Origin of the sequence: Streptomyces populi (assembly GCF_002911015.1) — a bacterium.
GTDB classification, from domain to species: Bacteria; Actinomycetota; Actinomycetes; order Streptomycetales; family Streptomycetaceae; genus Streptomyces; species Streptomyces populi.
In genome coordinates this window covers 40,773-60,312 of sequence record NZ_KZ626883.1, presented here as the reverse complement: position 1 = coordinate 60,312, position 19,540 = coordinate 40,773, and the positions used below count along the sequence as shown (strand labels likewise).

Below are 19,540 nucleotides of genomic sequence, written 5' to 3'. Positions count from 1 at the left end.
GTCCGAGCGGCTCCCGGGGACCCCGGCCGGCCCGTCCGCCGTCAGCCGACGCACACGTTCTTGTCCGCCTGTGACTGCGGGACGCCGGCCGGAGGCTCGGCCCGGCCGGTGACGGGCACTCCGGGGCCCTTGAAGTCACGTCCGAGGGTGAGGGTCATGTCGGTGCCGGCCCGGGAGCCGTCCTCGCCGGGGTGGAGCGCCGAGGCGGACAGGCCCATCATCGCGGCGAGGGCCCTGGCCTGGTCGGCCTGGTCGGGACCGTAGGCCAGGGTCGTACGGTCCTGCCGCACACCGGGGGCGTTGCCGCCGTTGGTGGAGTGGGCGACGCCCTTGGTGTTCTGGAGCCACTCCAGGGTGGTCTGCGCCGCCCCCTGGGGGCCGCCGCCGTTGTAGACGGTGACCCGGACCCGCGACGGGTCCGCCTTGGGGCCCTTCAGCTTGGCGTCGGAGGCCGTGGGCTTCTTCGCGACCTCGGTCAGCGAGACGTCGTTCTTGAGCGCCGTGAAGAGCGCGGGCGCCTTGGCCTCGTCGACCACCACGGTCCTGTGGTTCTTCCCCTCGGCCGGATTGTCGACGACCGGCAACGTCGTGAAGGTGATGTGCTCGGGATCGACCTGGTTGAGGTCCTTGGCGAGGGCGGTGAGCTTGTCGACACCGCCGATCCCGGTGTCCACCGTGAGCGACTTGGTGGCCGCGTTCGCCAGCTTGAAGAGCTTCCGGGGATCGGTGAGGGTGTTGCCGGACTTCATCTGACGGATCATCGAGCCCAGGAACTGCTTCTGCAGGTCGATGCGGTCCAGGTCGCTGCCGTTCTTCAGCGAGTGGCGGGTCCTGACGAACTGGAGCGCCTGTTCGCCCTGGACGGTGTGCGGGCCGGCGGGCAGGCGCAGATGGGAGCCCTGGCCCCGCTCGTCCGTGTCGTCGATGGCGTGGGTGAGGCAGATCGGTACGCCTCCGACCGCCGTGGAGAGGGTCTTCACCGCCTCGAAGTTGACCAGGATGAAGTGGTCGACCGGCAGGCCGGTGAGCGCGGTGACGGTCCGCATGGTGCAGCCCGGGTCGCGGCCCGCCTGCCCGAGGCTCTCGTTGAAGCGCGGGCTGTACGTCGCCTTGGGCGTCCCCTTGATCGTCTTGGTGGAGCCGTCCTTCTGTTTGGTCGGACAGGCCGGGATGCCGGTGACCATGTCGCGCGGGATGCTCATCGCCGTCGCGTTCGACCGGTCCTTGGCCACGTGGAAGAGGATCGTGGTGTCGGCGTGGCCCACGCTGCCGGCGTCTCCGTACTTCCCGCCCAGGCCTATTCGGCTGTCGGTGCCGATGACCAGGATGTTCACCGCGTCGTCGCTGGTCGCGTTCTTGCTGCCCGCGGAGCCGACGTCCACCGTGCTGATGTTGTCGTTGAAGTGCCGGTACAGCAGATAGGCCCCGGCGCTGCCCGCCACCAGCACGAAACCCAGCGTCCCCGCGGTCCACATCAGGACCTTCCGCTTCGTGGACCGCTTGGCCTTCCGGGACCTCCCCGCGCCGCCGCGGCGGGCACCCCCGCCCGTGCCGCTGCCGCTGCCGCCGTCGCCCTCGTCCGGCTCGGGGGCGGACCGCCGCTCCCCCTCGCGGCGCGCGCGACGGCCTCCCTGCGCCGGCACCGTGACGGCCGGGGCGTCGCCGGTACCCTCCCGCAGCCGGTAGTCACCCGTCTCCGGGTCGAGAACCCACTGGTCCGCAGGGTCGATGTTCCTGCCGCCTTGCGTGTCCACGGTCCTCCATCTGTGCTGTGTCACCCCTCACGGGGTCCTGCCACCCGGCCCGTACCGGATCCGCCCCGCGGCCGACCCCGGGACACCTGTTCGGACATGCGAATGCGACCGATGGTTGCGTTCGGGTGACGTACAACAACACTGCTGGACAAGGGGCTTGGAATGTGATCCGACGACGGCGGGCCGGCATGCGAGCCCAGGGGGACCCCGGTACGCAGCTCCTCGCACCGCACCCCGCTGAAGATCGGGCGACCGCCACGGACGCCGGGCAGCCCACCCCCGGCGCGCCCTACTACGCGCGGAAGCCGGGCCCTTGCGACTCCGGGGAGGCCGTGTGGACGCGGCCCGAGAAGAACCACATCTCGTGCGAGCACGACGGCAGCCGATTCACGGGGAAAGGTGAGACACTCACGCACTTCGAGCCACCAGAACCGCTCCCCGACTCGTTCCGGACCAGTCTGGTGGCCAGCGGCATGGGACCCACCACGTGCGTGGCCTTCGTGGTCAAGAACTATTGAAGAGGAACGACGTGACGATGAGTCATGATCCTGCCTGAAGTGGGGTTCAGTGATCGACGGAGTCACAGGAAGCACAGCGATACGTTCTTCTCGATGCAGAGACGCAGGACGGCGGCCAGCCGGCGGGCGAGAGGTCGTCACCGCCGACGTCAGGGTGATCGAGGAGTGGCTTCAGCACAGTGGGCACTTCGCTCCACGGTCGTTCGCCGCCGAAGCCCCACATCGCGGAGAGGGTGAACCCCTCCCCGCTCTACGTGTTGAGCAGACAGGATCGACGAGATGGGGCGGACCGGCAACCGAGATGAACTCCGTACCGATCCACACCGTGGCCCGGCCCAGGGGCGGCTGATGGTCGGATGCAGCACTCGCGGGTAGCACCTTCCGGCAGGTCAACGTAGGCTGAGTGAAGCGGACATGAAGCGGGCATCCAGGGTCATGCGCACTCGATCGCGAAGCTCGGGAATCACATCACCGCTTCGCTGGGCAAGGTGAAGAAGTCCCTGGCGACGGGACGCGACCCAGCCCCCTCTCTTCCTATTCGGTTACGTCGTACCGCCTGCGCGGGCCCGGCATTTACACGCCGATGGATGCGCAGCGTTCGACTGCACCAGGAGAGCAAGAATCATGAAAAGACGCTTCATCATCTTCTTGGCTGCCCTGGCGACATTCGGGCTCGCCGTACTGCTCCTCCCCTCACCGGCCTCCGCCTACGGAGAATCCATCAGCCTGCACCCATCATCGGGTACCGCGGGGACCAAGGTCACGGTTACCGGGAGCGGATGGCAAGAAAACGGATCTCGTCACATTCAGACCCCGATCAACATCAACGGATCACAAGTCGGCACTGCCGCTCCGAACGCCGGCGGGACGTTCCGGACGACGATCACCATCCCCGACCTGGGTGACAAACGACTCGTGGTCGACGTATCGGCCATCACGGGAAGTGGCGGTGCCGCTACCGCACAGTTCGTCTACCTGGCTCCGAGCACGGGAACGAAGTCGGGTAAGTGTGCACCATCGATTTTCATCACACCCGGCAGTGGACCTGTAGGCACGAATTTCCTGATCAAGGGAAATAGCTGGCAGGGCGGCGGGACCGTGCACATCTCCTTGCCGCACGGCTCGAAAGCCGTCTTCAACACGCCGTCGGCCAGCCCGAGCGTCGGCACACAGGGTGGATGGCAGTCGACCTTCAAGGTGGGCGGGTCAACGCCAAAGGGCGCGTATCAAATCACAGCCACTGAAAGCGCACCTCGGTGCGGCGGGACGATCACAAAGACCGTGACGTTCAACGTGACATAGGACGCGACGGAAGGCTTGAAGGCAGGTACGGGGCACAACGAGGGCACAACGGCGTCACGCGGGCTCAACGTCAGCAAACGCCATTCGACCTGCTCGGCGCCGTACCTCGACAGTCGCCGCGGAGAACGCACGAAGGGGCGGCACCCCCGCACAGGGTGCCGCCCCTTCTCGTGGACCGGAGCCGCCGCCCATCGGTGTTGAGGGTCGGGGACGGACGGCGGCTCCGGGGTCTTGCAGCCGTTCGGGCTAGCGGTGGTCGCTGCCCTTCGAGCTGGAGGCCGCGCGACCCGCTTCCAGGCGCGCGACCGGGATGCGGAACGGGGAGCAGGAGACGTAGTCCAGACCCACCTCGTGGAAGAAGTGGACCGACTCCGGGTCGCCGCCGTGCTCGCCGCAGACGCCGAGCTTGATGTCGGGACGGGTCTCGCGGCCCGCCTTCGCCGCCGCCGCGACCAGCGCGCCGACGCCGTCCTTGTCGATGGTCTCGAACGGGCTGACGCCGAAGATGCCCTTCTCCAGGTACGCCGTGAAGAACGAGGCCTCCACGTCGTCGCGGGAGAAGCCCCACACCGTCTGGGTCAGGTCGTTGGTGCCGAAGGAGAAGAACTCGGCGGCCTCGGCGATCTGGCCCGCGGTCACCGCGGCGCGCGGCAGCTCGATCATCGTGCCGATCGACAGCTTGAGCTCGGTGCCGGTGGCGGCCGCGACCTCGGCGATGACCTGGTCGGCCTCCTCGCGGACGAACTCCAGCTCCTGGACGGTGCCGACGAGCGGGATCATGATCTCCGCGCGCGGGTCGCCCTTGGCGTTCTTGCGCTCGGCGGCCGCCTCCGCGATGGCCCGTACCTGCATGGTGAACAGACCGGGGATGACCAGACCGAGGCGCACACCGCGCAGGCCCAGCATCGGGTTCTGCTCGTGCAGCCGGTGCACGGCCTGGAGCAGCCGCAGCTCGTTCTCGTGCGGCTCCTGGCGGGACTCGGCGAGGGCGACGCGGACCGACAGCTCGGTGATGTCGGGCAGGAACTCGTGCAGGGGCGGGTCGAGCAGGCGGACGGTGACGGGCAGGCCGTCCATCGCGGAGAACAGCTCCACGAAGTCCTTCTTCTGAAGCGGCAGCAGCTGGCGGAGGGACTCCTCGCGCTCCTCCTCGGTGTCGGCGAGGATCAGCCGCTCGACCAGCTCGCGCCGGTCACCGAGGAACATGTGCTCGGTGCGGCACAGGCCGATGCCCTGGGCGCCGAACCGGCGGGCGCGCAGCGCGTCCTCGGCGTTGTCGGCGTTGGCGCGTACGCGCAGGCTGCGCTTGCGATCGGCGAAGGCCATGATCCGGTGGACGGCCTCGACCAGCTCGTCGGCGTCGTCGGCGCCGGCGTGCATCCGGCCCTCGAAGTACTCCACGACCGGGGAGGGGACCACCGGGACCTCGCCCAGGTAGACCTTGCCGGAGGAGCCGTCGATGGAGATCAGGTCGCCCTCCTCGACGACGTGACCGCCCGGCACCGTCATCCGGCGGCGCTTGGTGTCGACCTCCAGCTCCTCGGCGCCGCAGACACAGGTCTTGCCCATGCCGCGCGCGACGACGGCCGCGTGGGAGGTCTTGCCGCCGCGGGAGGTCAGGATGCCCTCGGCCGCGATCATGCCGTCGAGGTCGTCGGGGTTGGTCTCCCGGCGGACCAGGATGACCTTCTCGCCGGAGCGGGACCACTTCACGGCGGTGTAGGAGTCGAAGACCGCCTTGCCGACCGCGGCGCCCGGGGAGGCCGCGATGCCGCGGCCGACCTGCTCCACCTTCGCCTTCTCGTCGAAGCGGGGGAACATCAGCTGGGCGAGCTGGGCGCCGGTGACGCGCTGGAGCGCCTCGGCCTCGTCGATCAGGCCCTGGTCCACCAGCTGCGTGGCGATGCGGAAGGCCGCGCCCGCCGTGCGCTTGCCGACGCGGGTCTGGAGCATCCAGAGCTGGCCGCGCTCGATGGTGAACTCGATGTCGCAGAGATCCTTGTAGTGGTTCTCCAGGGTCTCCATGATCCCCATGAGCTGGTCGTACGACTTCTTGTCGATCGACTCCAGCTCCGCGAGCGGGACCGTGTTGCGGATACCGGCGACGACGTCCTCGCCCTGGGCGTTCTGGAGGTAGTCGCCGTAGACGCCCTGGTGGCCGGAGGCGGGGTCGCGGGTGAAGGCGACGCCGGTGCCGGAGTCGGGGCCGAGGTTGCCGAAGACCATCGAACAGATGTTGACGGCCGTGCCGAGGTCGTGCGGGATGCGCTCCTGGCGGCGGTACAGCTTGGCGCGGTCGCCGTTCCAGGAGTCGAAGACCGCCTTGATGGCGAGGTCCATCTGCTCGCGCGGGTCCTGCGGGAAGTCCCGGCCGGCCTCGGTCTTGACGATCTTCTTGAACTTGGTGACGAGCTTCTTGAGGTCGGCCGCCTCGAGGTCCGTGTCGACGGTGACCTTCTTGAGGTCCTTCGCCGCGTCCAGGGCCTCCTCGAAGAGCTCGCCGTCCACGCCGAGGACCGTCTTGCCGAACATCTGGATGAGACGGCGGTAGGAGTCCCACGCGAAGCGGTCGTCGCCCGACTGCTTGGAGAGCCCGAGGACGGACTTGTCGGAGAGCCCGATGTTCAGGACGGTGTCCATCATGCCGGGCATGGAGAACTTCGCCCCGGAACGGACGGAGACGAGCAGGGGGTCGTCGGCCTGGCCGAGCTTCTTGCCCATCTTGGCCTCGAGGGCCTCGAGGTGCGCACTCACCTCGTCACGCAGTGCCGCCGGCTCCTCGCCGCTGTCGAGGTAGGTCTTGCACGCCTCGGTGGTGATGGTGAAGCCGGGCGGGACGGGAAGACCCAGGTTGGTCATTTCGGCGAGGTTGGCACCCTTGCCCCCGAGCAGGTCCTTGAGGTCCCTGTTGCCCTCGGTGAAGTCATAAACGAACTTCGCTCCACCAACGCCGCTTTCGGCTACATGGGGATCTTTGTTTTCCGACACGAGTCTCGACTCCTCGACGTCGCGGTGGCTGCCCTGACGACGGGGAACATACCCAGATCGAAGGCGTCTGGGTACGTCCACTCGCGCGTCATGCGCCTGTAACCGTTCGTCCGCCACCAGATCCAAAGTCAAGGCTTGGCAAGCCATCGGGGGGTGATGTTTTCACTTCTTGAACGAATCAGCGCGGACAGATCGCCCTAGGCGCTCAAACGAGCACGCTTTAACACGTCTGAGTTTAATCGATGAACGATCAGGCGGTGGCACTGAGTGCCACCCCTTAGGGAAGTGCAACCGCGCAAGATCCGCTCATCTGAGCGTGACCCCTATCAAGGGTGGCGAGAATCACGCCACCGGGAGGAGCCAGATTTCACCATGCGGACCGCGATCCGGGCACGACACACGGGGATACGGGCACGACACACGGATGTCTCACACGGATGCCGCACCGCGCCGCCGCGCGCGAGCCCCGCCCGTCACACCCCGAGCGCCGCCAGCCGTTCCTCGGCCCGCTCCGGCGCGTACAGGTGCTCCACGACCAGCGCCCCCGCGCCCACGAGCCCGGCGCGCTCGCCGAGCCGGGAGGTCACCACGTCCAGATGGGCGGTGGAACGGGGCAGCGCCCGCTGGTACAGCAGCTCCCGGACGCCCGTGAGGAAGGGGGTTCCGGCCAGATCCCCGGCGATCATCAGCACGCCCGGGTTGAGCAGGGTCACCACGGTGGCCAGGACGTCCCCCACCTGCCGGCCCGCCTCCCGCGCGAGGGCCGTCGCCTCCGGGTGCCCGGCCGCCAGCAGCTCGCGCACGTCCGAGCCGGACGCGGCCGGGACCCCGGACTCCGCGAGCCGGCGCGCCACCGCGCCACCACTGGCGACGGCGGCCAGACAGCCGTACGAGCCGCACCGGCACAGCGCGTCGGCGCCCACCCGGATGTGCCCGATGTCGCCGGCACCGCCGTCGACGCCCCGGTAGACGCTGCCGCCGACGACCATCCCCGCGCCGATACCGGTGGAGACCTTGACCAGCGCGAACGCCGAGCAGTCCGGATAGCCGGCGCGCTGCTCCCCGTACGCCATCAGGTTCGCGTCGTTGTCGACGAGCACGGGGACCCGGGCGGCTCCGGCGCCCGCGTGCTCGGCGAAGGCCCGGCCCAGCCGGCCCCTTATGTCGTAGCCGTCCCAGCCCGGCATGATCGGCGGCTGGACCACGCGGCCGGTCTCGCTGTCGACCGGGCCCGGCACCGCGAGCCCGATGCCGCAGACGGCGTCGGCGCTCCGCCCGGACTTGGCGACCAGCTCGGCGAACCAGCGTCCGAGCTCACCGAGGACCGCCTCGGGGCCGTCGTCGACGACCAAGGGGCCCGCGTGCTCGGCGAGGATCTCGCCGGTCAGGGTGAGGACGGCGGCCCGGCCGTGCCGGGTGTCCAGGTCGGCGGCGAGGACGACGGCGTGCTCGTCGTCGAACTCCAGGGTGATGGAGGGCCGTCCGCCGAGCGGCGAGCCGACGGGTCCGCCCGCCCCCTCGCGGAGCCAGCCCGCACGGAACAGCCGGTCCAGGCGCTGGCCGACCGTGGCCCGCGACAGACCGGTGGCCCGCTGGAGCGCGCCGCGCGTGGTGGCCCGGCCGCTGCGCACCAGTTCGAGCAGTTCTCCCGCGCTTGCCTGGTTCCCGGTCCTCACGGTCACTCCCCGCCTTTCCGTCGCGCACACCCTCTTGCGTTCCCCAACTCTGCATTACATATTGAGTTTTGCGTGTTAAATAGACGTAACCCTACGGCAGATGCTGCCGAACCGGTCGGCCGGACGTCTTCGGGGAGACCTGAGTGGACAGCACAACCCAGCTCACCGCCCTGCACACGGAGCCCGTGACCCCCGTGCGCACCACCGGCGCTCCCGCGCACGCCTCCGGCCCGCCCCGCCCACCCGCTCGGGACGGATCCGTCCCGAGCGGACCACCCGTATACGATCCCGTCGGACCCTCGGGGTCGCTGCACCTCAGGGCCTCCCGGGTGCTGGACGACAACTGGACCGGGACCTCCACGGTTCCCTCGCGCGGCCTGTACCCGCACCAGTGGTCCTGGGACTCCGCGTTCATCGCGATCGGCCTGCGCCATCTGTCCCCGCTGCGGGCGCAGACGGAGCTGGAGACCCTGCTCGGCGCGCAGTGGGCCGACGGGCGTGTGCCGCACATCGTGTTCAACCCCTCCGTCCCGCTCGACGCGTACTTCCCGAGCCCCGACTTCTGGCGCTCCTCGACCGCCGGGCGCTCCGCGGGCGCCCCGCGCACGGTACAGACGTCCGGCATCGTGCAGCCACCGGTGCACGCGCTCGCGGTGTGGCTGGTGCACCGGGCGGACCCGGGGCTGTCCAGGGCCCGTTCGTTCCTCTCCCGGATGTATCCCCGCCTGGCGGCCTGGCACCGCTACCTCCTGCACCGCCGGGACCTGGGCGGCGGCGGCCTGGCCAGCGTGGTCCACCCCTGGGAGCAGGGCATGGACAACAGCCCGTGCTGGGACGCCCCGCTCGGCCGCGTCACCCCGGCTCCCGCCCGCTCCTTCCGGCGCGCCGACCTCGACCACGGCGCCCCCGAGGACCGGCCGACGGACCTCGACTACGGGCGGTACGTACGGCTGGCCGCGGACTACCGGGACCGGGGATACGCCGACGGCGGCGGCGAGTTCGCCGTCGAGGACCCCTTGTTCAACGCCCTGCTGATCGCCTCGGAACACGCGCTGGCCCGTATCGCGCGGGAGCTGGGCGCGACGGGGACGGCCCGTCACGCGCGCGCGGAGCGGCTGACGGCGGCGCTGGTGGAGCGGCTGTGGGATCCGGCCGAGGGCATGTTCTTCTGCCGTGACGGGCGAAGTGACGGGGACGGCGGGAACAGCCGGACCGGCGGGGACCGCGGAAGCGGCCGGACCGGCGGGCCCGGCGCGCTGATCCCCGAGCGCAGTGTCGCCGGGCTGCTGCCCCTCGTCCTGCCCGCGCTGCCGCGCGACATCGCGGCGGCGCTCGTACGGACCGCGTGCGGGCCGCACTTCGGGCTGGGCGGAGCGGCCCGCCTCGCGCCCAGTTACGACCTGACCGGCGAGGCCTTCGATCCGCACCGCTACTGGCGGGGGCCCGCCTGGTTCAACACCAACTGGCTGCTGGAGCGCGGACTGCGGCTGCACGGCGAGCACGGACGGGCGGACGCGCTGCGGGCCGCCCTGCTGGACGCCGCCGGGGAGTCCGGGTTCGCGGAGTACGTGGACCCGTTCACCGGCGAGGCCTGCGGAGCACTCGGTTTCAGCTGGACGGCGGCGCTGACGCTCGATCTGCTGCACGGGTCCCCCGGGGCGGCACCGGTCGTGTCCCCGCAGGGGCACGACGCGTTGACCGACACGGCACCCGGCGCCGACGCCGGGGCCTGTGCCGGCACCGGCGGTACGGAACGGCGCTTGTTCGGATTCGGGACGGAAGCCAAGGGAGGGGACCGGGGATGACGGACCGGCATCATCTGCTCGTGCACGGTGGGACGTTCGCCGCCGTGGGCGACGGCGGGGACATCAGCGGAGTGCGGGGCGGCGGCTCTCCGGACGGATTGTTCGTCCGGGACGCCCGGCACCTCAGCCGCTGGCAGCTGACGGTGGACGGCGCGGTGCCCGAGGCGCTGACACCGGTCACGGCCGGTGACACGGCACGCTGCGTGCTGGTGCCGCGCGGCGGCCGCAACGAACCGCCCGCCTACACGCTCTTCCGTGAACAGGCCGTCTCCGAGGGCTCGTTCGTGGAGGAGCTGCGCGTCACCAGCAACCGCCCGACGGCCACCACGGTCCGGATCGCGGTCACCGCGGACGCCGACTTCACCGACCAGTTCGAACTGCGCTCCGACCACCGCACGTACGCCAAGACGGGTGTCGTGCGCCAACGCCAGGTCCTGGACGACGGGGTGGAGTTCAGCTACCGGCGCGGGGAGTGGAGGTCCCGTACGACGGTCACCTCCGAGCCCGCGCCGGACGGGGTGGAGGAGACGGGCACGGGCGCGCGCCGCCTGGTGTGGACCCTCGACCTCGAACCGCACGGCTCCGCGGAGCTGGCGCTGCGCGTCGCGGCACGTCCGCACGGCGCCGCGCACGAACCGCGGGTCCCCGCCTCGCCCGCCGCGGCCGGCGAACGGCTCCTCGCCCTGGAGGACGAGTTCGCGCAGGGCGTGCCCTTCCCGACCGGCTGGCCCGAACTGGCCGCCGCCTGCGCGCGCGGCCTGTCCGACCTGGCGGTCCTCCAGGTGCCGGCGACGGGCCCGGACGGCGAGGAGCTGCGGGTGCCCGCGGCCGGAGTCCCCTGGTTCCTCACCCTGCTGGGCCGCGACGCGCTGCTCACCTCGCTCTTCGCGCTGCCCTACCGGCCCCAGCTCGCCGCCGCCACCCTGCCCGCGCTGGCCGCCACCCAGGCGGCCGAGGTGGGGGCGGGCGCGGTCGCCCAGCCCGGCAAGATCGTGCACGAGGTGCGGCACGGCGAGCTGGCCCACTTCGGGCAGGTGCCGTACGGGCGTTACTACGGCTCGGTGGACGCGACGCCGCTGTTCCTGGTGCTGCTCGGCGCCTACACCGAGCGGACCGGCGACACGGCCCTGGCCCGCAGGCTGGAACCCAACGCCCGGGCGGCGGTCGGCTGGATGCTGGACCACGGCGGGCTGACCTCGCGCGGCTATCTCGTCTACCGCGCGGACGGCGGCGGCCTCGCGAACCAGAACTGGAAGGACTCCCCCGGCGCCATCTGTTCGGCCGACGGCAGCCGCCCCACCGGCCCGGTGATGGCGGCGGGCGCACAGGGATACGCGTACGACGCGCTGCGCCGCACCGCCCAGCTCGCCCGCGCGGTCTGGGACGACGAGGTCTACGCGGCGCTCCTCGAACAGGCCGCCGCCGACCTGCGCGACCGTTTCCAGCGGGACTTCTGGATGAGCGAACAGGCCTTCCCCGCGCTGGCGCTCGACGGCGACGGCCGGCATGTCGACGCGCTCGCCTCGGACGCGGGCCATCTGCTGTGGTCCGGGCTGCTGGACAAGGAGTACGGCGAGCTGGTCGGCCGCCGCCTCCTCGAACCGGACTTCTTCTCCGGCTGGGGTGTGCGCACGCTCGCCGCGGGCCAGCCCGCGTACCACCCGCTGTCGTACCACCGCGGTTCGGTCTGGCCCCACGACAACGCGCTGATCACCCTGGGGCTGGCGCGGTACGGACTGCACGACGAGGCCCGTACGGTGGCGCACGCGCTCGTGGACGCGGCCACGGCCACGGGTCACCGCCTCCCCGAGGTCATCGCGGGCTACGGCCGTGACACCCACGCCCAGCCGGTGCCCTACCCGCACGCCTGTGTGCGGGAGTCCCGTTCGGCGGCCGCGCCGCTGGCCCTGCTCGCGGCGGTGGGCGGCGCCTGAACACCGGGGCCGCGGCACCGTGCGGGTGCGCGGCCCGTGGTCCGGTGCGCGCGGGCGGCGCGCACCGGCCGCCCGGCGGGCCGGCGGCTCCGCGGGCCGGCAGCCCCGCCGGGCTGGTCAGCCGGTCAGCCGGTCAGCCGGTCAGCCGGTCAGCCGCCGGAGGTGTCCAGCTCCGCGTCCTCGGACACGCCCGCGCAGTCGTAGGGGTCCTTCAGCCAGCCGTCCGGCAGGACGACCCGGTTGTTGCCGGAGGTACGGCCGCGGGGGCCGTCGGCGCCCGCCGGCCAGGGCTGGTCCTGGTCCAGCTCGGCCAGCCCGTCGGAGAGTTCGGCGAGCGAGGAGGTGATCGCGAGCCGCTTGCGCATCTCGGAACCCACCGCGAAGCCCTTGAGGTACCAGGCGACGTGCTTGCGGAAGTCGATGACGCCCCGCGTCTCGTCGCCGATCCACTCCCCGAGGAGCGTGGCGTGGCGGACCATGACGGCCGCGACCTCGCGCAGCGTCGGCCGCGCGTAGTCCTCGGGGCGGCCCTCGAAGGCGGCCACCAGGTCGCCGAACAGCCACGGCCGGCCGAGGCAGCCGCGTCCGACGACCACCCCGTCGCACCCGGTCTCGCGCACCATCCGCAGCGCGTCGTCCGCCGACCAGATGTCGCCGTTGCCGAGGACGGGGATCTCCGGCACGTGTTCCTTGAGCCGGGCGATGGAGTCCCAGTCGGCGGTGCCGCCGTAGTGCTGGGCGGCGGTCCGGCCGTGCAGCGCGATGGCCGTCACGCCCTCCTCGACCGCGATCCGTCCCGCGTCGAGGAAGGTGATGTGGTCGTCGTCGATGCCCTTGCGCATCTTCATGGTGACGGGCAGGTCCCCCGCGCCGCTGACGGCCTCGCGCAGGATCGCGCGCAGCAGGTTGCGCTTGTAGGGGAGGGCGGAGCCGCCGCCCTTGCGGGTGACCTTGGGGACCGGGCAGCCGAAGTTGAGGTCGATGTGGTCGGCCAGGTCCTCTTCCGCGATCATGCGGACGGCCTTGCCGACGGTGGCGGGGTCGACCCCGTAGAGCTGGATCGAGCGCGGCTTCTCGGTCGCGTCGAAGTGGATCAGCTGCATGGTCTTCTCGTTGCGCTCGACCAGCGCCCGCGTGGTGATCATCTCGCTGACGAACAGGCCCTTGCCGCCGCTGAACTCGCGGCACAGCGTGCGGAACGGCGCGTTCGTGATCCCGGCCATGGGGGCCAGGACGACGGGCGGCTGCGCCGTGTGGGGGCCGATCGAGAGCGAGGAGTTCACGGTGGACGTGGGCGTGGGCATTCCCCCATTGTGGCGTACGGCGCCGGGTGCTCGCGCGGAAGATCGTGTAGCGGTCATTAGTTAGACACACTATCGAAAGCGACGTAGGCTGAGGAACATGCCTGAGCTCAGCCCCCGGCACCGGATGCTGGTGCTCGCGATCTGCTGCATGAGTCTGCTGATCGTGAGCCTCGACATCACGGTCCTGAACGTCGCCCTGCCCTCCGTGCAGCAGGAACTGCACGCGAGCGTCGCGGGCATGCAGTGGACCATCGACGCGTACACCCTGGTACTGGCCTCCCTGCTGATGCTCGCGGGCTCCACCGCGGACCGCGTCGGCCGGCGCAGGGTGTTCATGGCCGGCCTGGTGCTGTTCACCATCGGCTCGGTGCTCTGCTCCCTCGCCCCGAACCTCGACACCCTCATCGCGTTCCGGATGGTCCAGGCCGTCGGCGGCTCGATGCTGAACCCGGTGGCGATGTCGATCATCACCAACACCTTCACGGACCCGCGCGAGCGGGCCCGCGCGATCGGCGTCTGGGGTGCCGTGGTCGGCATCTCCATGGCCGCGGGACCGCTGGTGGGCGGACTGCTCGTGGACACCGTGGGCTGGCGGTCGATCTTCTGGATCAACCTCCCCGTCGGCCTCGCCGCGCTCCTGCTGACCCTGCGCTTCGTCCCCGAGTCCCGTGCCCCGAAGGCCCGCCGCCCCGACCCGGTCGGCCAGCTCCTCGTCATCGTCCTGCTCGGCTCCCTGACGTACGCGATCATCGAGGCGCCCACCTCCGGGACCGCCCACACCCTCACCTTCGGCGCGATCGCGCTCGCCGCGCTGCTCGGCCTGCTGTGGTACGAGCCCCGGCGCGACGAGCCCCTCGTCGACCTGCGCTTCTTCCGCTCGATACCGTTCAGCGGGGCCACCGTGATCGCGGTGAGCGCGTTCGCCGCCCTCAACGGCTTCCTGTTCCTGTCGACGCTGTACCTACAGAACGTGCGCGGTCTGAACGCCCTGCACGCGGGCCTGTGGATGCTGCCCATGGCGTTCCTGTGCTTCGTCTGCGCGCCCGTGTCGGGGCGTCTGGTCGGCAGCCGCGGTCCCCGGCCGTCGCTGCTGATCGCCGGTGCCGCGATGACCGTGAGCGGTGTGCTGTTCGCCGCGTTCGAGGCGGAGACCTCGAACGTCACGCTCGTCGTCGGCTACGTCTTCTTCGGCCTCGGCTTCGGCTTCGTGAACGCGCCCATCACCAACACCGCCGTCTCCGGCATGCCCCGCGCCCAGGCGGGCGTCGCCGCCGCCGTCGCCTCGACCAGTCGGCAGATCGGCGGCACCCTCGGGGTCGCCGTCATCGGCGCGGCCCTCGCCTCGGGCATCCGGGCCGACGCCTACCGCGACACCTTCGTCGCGGCGTCCCGCCCCGGCTGGTGGATCATCACCGCCTGCGGTGTCGCCGTCCTCGTCCTCGGCCTGCTCAGCAGCGGACGCCGGGCCCGGGCGTCGGCCGACCGCACGGCCCTCCTGCTGGAGTCCCCGGAGATCCGGGACGCGGCGGGCGTACGGGCCCAGGGCGCCTCGGCCGCCTGACGGCACCGGCGAGCGGCCGACCGGCTGCCCCGGGGCCCGGACCGGACCGGGGCCGCCGACGGACGCCGGTCCGTCCCCGGGTCAGACCGCCCCCACCGGCTCCGCGTCCGCCCCGGTCCCGGCCTCCAGCGCGATCGCGTACAGCTTCTCCAACCGTTTCCGGCTCTCCTCGTCGTGGGGCGGGTACGTCACCATGCGGGCGCCCAGCTCGGGGACGAGCCACAGGTCGGTGTGGTCGACGGTGACGAGACCGACGTACGGGTTCACGAACTGCTTGGTCTTGCCGCGGGTGACGGCCACCTCGTAGCGGTCCCAGTTCTCGCGGAACTCCGCCGACTCGGCCCGCAGCCGCTTCAGCAGCGTCTTCCAGGCGGGCTCCCCCAGGTGCCCGGCCATCGACGCGCGCAGCTTCGCGGCCATCAGCCGCGTGGTCTCGTCGAGCAGGACGATCGACTCGCGCCACTCCGGGTGGGTGTAGGCGAGCAGCACGCAGTTGCGGTCGGCGGGCGGGACCGCGTCGAGGTCGCGCATCATCAGCCGCGCGTAGGTGCGGTTGTACGCCAGGATGTCGTACCGGCTGTTCTGGATGCAGGCCGGAACCGGCTCCAGCTGCGTCAGGATCCGGCGCAGCGCCGGGGTGATCACCGGGCACTGCGCGGCGGGCGTGGGGTCGACCGCCCCGGCCAGCTGGAAGAGGTGGGCCCGCTCGCCGGTGTCCAGCAGCAGGGTGCGGGCCAGCGCGTCGAGGACCTGTTCGGAGACCTGGATGTCGCGGGCCTGCTCCAGCCAGGTGTACCAAGTGACCCCCACGGCGGAGAGCTGGGCGACCTCCTCGCGGCGCAGCCCCGGTGTGCGCCGCCGGCGGCCGCGGGGGAGCTGGACCTGTTCGGGCGTGATGCGCTCGCGGCGGCTGCGCAGGAAGGCGGCCAGCTCCTGCCGCCGGATCTCCCCCGCACCGGACGCCGCGCCGGCCCCCGCCCCGGGCCCGGCCGGGGTTCCCGTCGGTTCCGGGCCGGCCGCCGCCGGTCGCACGGGGTCTGTACCGGTGGTCGTCTGCCGTGCCATCGTCGTCATGCCTCCAGCCTGCCGCCTGCCGCAGCCTGTTTCCAGGTAGTGGTGATACCAGGATAAGAAGACTCTGGTACCCGTTTGAGTACGGGAGAATTCTAGGGGCGTGACCGAAACCGCAACTCTCACGACCACCGTCCGTGCCCCCACGGCGCCACCCGCGCTCAGCGGCCTCGGACTCTTCACCGTGCTGCTCGGCGCGGCACTGCCCCTGATCGACTTCTTCATCGTCAACGTCGCCCTGCCCACCATCGGGCAGGACCTGCACGCGAGCGAGGCCGTCCTCGAACTCGTCGTCGCCGGTTACGGGGTCGCGTACGCCGTCCTGCTCGTCCTCGGCGGACGCCTCGGCGACCTGTTCGGGCGCCGCCGGCTCTTCCTCGGCGGGATGGCGGCCTTCGGCCTGACCTCGCTCGCCTGCGGTCTCGCGCCCACCGCGTGGACCCTGGTGGCGGCGCGCGTCGCCCAGGGCGCGGCGTCCGCGGCGATGCTGCCGCAGGTCCTCGCCACCATCCAGGCGACGACCTCCGGACCCCGCCGCGCCAAGGCGATGGGCCTCTACGGCGCCACGGCCGGCCTGTCCATGGTGGCCGGGCAGATCCTCGGCGGCCTCCTGGTCGCGGCCGACGTCGCGGGCACCGGCTGGCGCTCGGTGTTCCTCGTGAACGTGCCCGTCGTCGTGCTCGGCCTGGTCCTGGCCCGCCGTGCCGTCCCCGAGACCCGCTCCCAGCGTCCGGAGCCGGTCGACGCCCCCGGCACGATCCTGCTCGCGGTCTCCCTGCTGGCGCTGCTCGCCCCGCTCACCGAGGGCCGGGCGGCGGGCTGGCCGCTGTGGACCTGGGTGTCCCTCGCCCTGTTCCCGCTCGCGGCCACCGCCTTCTACCGGGTCGAACGCCGGGCGGACCGCTCCGGCCGCACTCCCCTGGTCCCGCCGAGCCTGTTCGAGCTGACCTCGCTGCGCCGGGGTCTGATCATGATCGTGCCGTTCTCCATCGGGTTCAGCGGCTTCATGTTCGTGATCGCGGTGGCCCTCCAGCGCGGCGAGGGCCTCGGTCCCGTCCCGGCGGGGCTGGCCCTCGCGCCCATGGCGGTCGTCTTCTTCGTCACCTCCCTGTGCGGGCCCCGGCTGATCGCCCGCTTCGGCACCCGGGTCGTCACCGCGGGCGGGCTGATCCAGGCCGTGGGTCTGACCCTCATCGCGCTGGCCGCCTGGCGCTCCTGGCCGGACCTCGGGGTGGTGGAACTGCTGCCCGGAGCGGCCGTGGCCGGCGCGGGCCAGGCGCTCCAGCTTCCCGTCCTGATCCGGATCATCCTCTCCGAGGTGCCGGCCGCGCGGGCCGGCGTGGGCAGCGGCGTGATGGCCACCACCCAGCAGGCGGCGCTCGCCGTCGGGGTGGCCACCCTCGGCACCCTGTTCCTGTCCCTGGTCCCGGCCCACGGCATGCGGGACGCCCTGGTGACGACCCTCCTGGTCCAGTTGGCCGGGGTGGCCCTGACCGCCGCGCTGAGCCTGCGGCTGCCGCGCACGATCCGCTGACGGTCCCGCCCGCGGCCGGCCCCGGCCGGCGGGCTTCGCCGGTGTTCTCCGGGCCCCGCCCGTCCCCGCCGGCGTCCGCCGGTCCGCGTCGGGCGGGCCCGCTCCGCCCGGGGCGGGTCCCGGCGCGCCGGACCGTAAGCCCTCGTCGCACGCCGGTGCGCCGTCCGCCGGGCGCGTGCCGCGGCGGCCGCGGTACCGGCGAACGGGCGGACCGGCGGACCGGCGGATGGACAGAACACCAGGTCAGCGCCGCCAGGACCGCCGCCGGGGCCACGGGGACACCCGGCCCCGTCCCGACCGCGAGCGCGCCCGCGCCCAACTCGCCTCCGAAGAACCCCCGTTGATCTTCGCCATGCTGCACACTCCTTGCTGCGCAGACGAAGCGGGAGAACCAGGAGGTGTCATGCTTCAGATCAACACGAGCAAAGTGAGCCGCTGGGACCAGCACGGCCGCGAGCACACCGTCCACGTGCAACGGGCGGGCGTCCAGCGCACCATCCGGTGCGAGACGTGCGGCTGGCGCAAGAACACCCAGTTCCTTCCCTGGCTGAAGGCGGAGGAACACCTGGCCGAGGAGCACCAGGCGACGGTCGACCCCAAGGACACCTGACACCGGCCCGGGGCACGGAAAACCGTTCGACCGCTCCGGCCGTGCGGAGCGAGACTGGGGGCTTTGTCGCGACGGACGAAAGACGGGCCCGGACACTGACGTACGACCGAGACACCCTGCCCTTCCCCGGCAACCTCGTGCCCCCTGTCTCCTTCGAGGCCACGCAGGACTGGAACAACCTCGACCCGGCCCGGCACCCCTTCGTCTGGGACGACGAGGAGGAGGCCCGCCTCCACGCGCTGATCCGCCCCTGGGTGCCGCCCGTGCTCTCCGGGTCGGCGGGCCGGTGGCAGTGCGAGTGGTGGTGCGAGGAGCAGGTGGACGCCGTCGTGCGGGAGCGCTACGGCAGTTGGGCCTTCGCGTGGCGGTGGGACCTCGGGTTCGGCGGGCACGTGAACGGCTGGGGCCACGTGTCCACCGCGGTCACGACCCCCGAAGCGACCGCGGCCCGCGCGTCGGCCGCGCTGCTGAACTGGCGGAGGTCGCTGGAGTGGCTCGCCCGGCGCTTCGCGGAACTGGCGCCGCCGCCGGACGCCTCCCCCGAGGACCGGAGCTGGTATCTGGAACGGGCGTGCGTACGGCTGGTGACCGTGGCGCTGGACTCGGGCACGGACTCCTGGCCCGGGCAGTCCGCCCGGCTCCTGCGCTGGTTCCTCACCAGCACCGGAATGGACCAGGACGAGGCCGGCCGGGTGGTGGAGGCCACGATCGGCGGCCGGTTCGAGAGCTGGGTCGCCCCCGCGCGCCCACTGCTCGACTCCGTCGGGGAGGACTTCGCCGTCGAGCTCACCGGCCACCTCCCCTACCGGGACCACCGCGAGCGGGCCGACCTGGAGGACTTCCATGACAACCGCCGCTGACAGCCTCGCGGTCTGGCTGCGGGTGCGCCGCGAGGCCGACTGGCACGGGGCCCCGGAGCTGCGGCGGAATCCGTCCGCGCCCGACGGCTTCCGGGCCTGGTGCGCGGGGCCCGTCCACCGGCGCGACCCCGTCCGCGCCGAACGTCTGCTGCGCGCCCACGGCCTGGCCCTCGCCGACGCCGGGCGCCGCGCCCCGCTCGGCTTCGCCCTGCTGGCCGGCTGGCAGCGCGAGGTCCTCGGGGTGCCGGACGTGCCGTTCCGCACGGGGGACGCCCACGCGAAGGGCGGACGCGAGCGCTACGGTCTGACCCCGCGGACCCGGGCCGACTTCGCCGCCTGTCTGCGCGAGGCGGCCGACCCGGACGTGCCGCTCGCGGGCCGTGCCGCGCGCGCGTATCTCGACGTGGCGTTCTTCCACCCCTTCGACGACGGCAACGCCCGCGCGGCCCTGCTGACCCTGGTGCACGTCCTGGCCCGTGAGGGCGTCGTCCTCCCGGAGGTCGGCCCACTCCAGACGACCCGTTACGCCGACGACCCCGGGGGCGCCGCCGATCTGGCCGCGCTCATCGGCGTGCTCGACCGCCGCCGCCCCGCACCGGCGTCCGGCCACCGGTGAACGGCGG

General features: G+C 71.9%; 14 protein-coding genes. 9 read left to right on the top strand and 5 right to left on the bottom strand.

The window, feature by feature from the left end:
• Positions 1-41: 41 nt before the first annotated feature.
• Positions 42-1,754, bottom strand: a complete 1,713-nt coding sequence (locus CW362_RS22615; RefSeq protein ID WP_103551344.1) for an LCP family protein — start codon at positions 1,752-1,754, stop codon at positions 42-44.
• Positions 1,755-1,942: 188 nt separating this feature from the next.
• Here CW362_RS22615 and CW362_RS22610 point away from each other — a divergent pair, with 188 nt between their 5' ends.
• Both CW362_RS22610 and CW362_RS43410 read left to right on the top strand, forming a co-directional pair.
• Positions 1,943-2,272, top strand: coding sequence for a hypothetical protein (locus CW362_RS22610; RefSeq protein WP_103551343.1), 330 nt, complete (start codon positions 1,943-1,945; stop codon positions 2,270-2,272).
• A gap of 624 nt (positions 2,273-2,896) precedes the next feature.
• Positions 2,897-3,574, top strand: coding sequence for a hypothetical protein (locus CW362_RS43410; RefSeq protein ID WP_162684181.1), 678 nt, complete (start codon positions 2,897-2,899; stop codon positions 3,572-3,574).
• Positions 3,575-3,820: 246 nt separating this feature from the next.
• Here the strand turns inward: CW362_RS43410 and ppdK are convergent, their stop codons facing one another.
• Entirely contained in the window at positions 3,821-6,562 is a 2,742-nt protein-coding gene (ppdK, locus tag CW362_RS22605; RefSeq protein ID WP_103551342.1) for a pyruvate, phosphate dikinase, read from the bottom strand.
• A 473-nt stretch (positions 6,563-7,035) separates the two neighbouring features.
• Positions 7,036-8,238 carry an ROK family transcriptional regulator gene (locus CW362_RS22600; protein WP_206301021.1) on the bottom strand — a complete coding sequence of 401 codons (1,203 nt, stop codon included), beginning with the start codon at positions 8,236-8,238 and terminating at the stop codon, positions 7,036-7,038.
• 143 nt (positions 8,239-8,381) lie between these two features.
• Here CW362_RS22600 and CW362_RS22595 point away from each other — a divergent pair, with 143 nt between their 5' ends.
• Together CW362_RS22595 and CW362_RS22590 are read left to right on the top strand one after the other, a co-directional pair.
• On the top strand, positions 8,382-10,043 hold the full coding sequence (locus CW362_RS22595) for an MGH1-like glycoside hydrolase domain-containing protein (protein WP_240657973.1): 1,662 nt from the start codon (positions 8,382-8,384) through the stop codon (positions 10,041-10,043).
• Entirely contained in the window at positions 10,040-11,977 is a 1,938-nt protein-coding gene (locus CW362_RS22590) for an amylo-alpha-1,6-glucosidase (RefSeq protein WP_103551340.1), read from the top strand. Before CW362_RS22595 ends, CW362_RS22590 begins: the two co-directional genes overlap by 4 nt.
• 149 nt (positions 11,978-12,126) lie before the next feature.
• On the opposite strand, the gene dusB is transcribed toward CW362_RS22590, so the two are convergent.
• Positions 12,127-13,281: a tRNA dihydrouridine synthase DusB gene (dusB, locus tag CW362_RS22585; RefSeq protein WP_103551339.1), complete on the bottom strand. Its 1,155-nt coding sequence runs from the start codon at positions 13,279-13,281 to the stop codon at positions 12,127-12,129.
• Between the two features lie 97 nt (positions 13,282-13,378).
• Between dusB and CW362_RS22580 the strand changes: the two genes are divergently transcribed.
• The gene (locus tag CW362_RS22580; protein ID WP_103551338.1) at positions 13,379-14,842 is read left to right on the top strand and encodes an MFS transporter; all 1,464 of its coding nucleotides are present in this window, start codon (positions 13,379-13,381) and stop codon (positions 14,840-14,842) included.
• A gap of 81 nt (positions 14,843-14,923) precedes the next feature.
• Here CW362_RS22580 and CW362_RS22575 read toward each other — a convergent pair whose 3' ends face one another.
• Complete coding sequence (locus CW362_RS22575; protein ID WP_103551337.1) at positions 14,924-15,916, bottom strand: helix-turn-helix transcriptional regulator; 993 nt, start codon at positions 15,914-15,916, stop codon at positions 14,924-14,926.
• 100 nt (positions 15,917-16,016) lie between these two features.
• On the opposite strand from CW362_RS22575, the gene CW362_RS22570 reads away from it, so the two are divergent.
• The 4 genes from CW362_RS22570 to CW362_RS44095 all read left to right on the top strand — a co-directional run bounded on the left by CW362_RS22570 (position 16,017) and on the right by CW362_RS44095 (position 19,533).
• Positions 16,017-17,447 (top strand): MFS transporter, encoded by a 1,431-nt coding sequence (locus tag CW362_RS22570; RefSeq protein ID WP_103551336.1) that lies wholly within the window; start codon positions 16,017-16,019, stop codon positions 17,445-17,447.
• A 403-nt stretch (positions 17,448-17,850) separates the two neighbouring features.
• Entirely contained in the window at positions 17,851-18,057 is a 207-nt protein-coding gene (locus tag CW362_RS22565) for a hypothetical protein (protein WP_103551335.1), read from the top strand.
• A gap of 41 nt (positions 18,058-18,098) precedes the next feature.
• On the top strand, positions 18,099-18,917 hold the full coding sequence (locus CW362_RS22560; protein ID WP_240657972.1) for a hypothetical protein: 819 nt from the start codon (positions 18,099-18,101) through the stop codon (positions 18,915-18,917).
• Complete coding sequence (locus CW362_RS44095) at positions 18,901-19,533, top strand: Fic family protein (RefSeq protein WP_206301020.1); 633 nt, start codon at positions 18,901-18,903, stop codon at positions 19,531-19,533. Before CW362_RS22560 ends, CW362_RS44095 begins: the two co-directional genes overlap by 17 nt.
• Positions 19,534-19,540 lie beyond the last annotated feature (7 nt).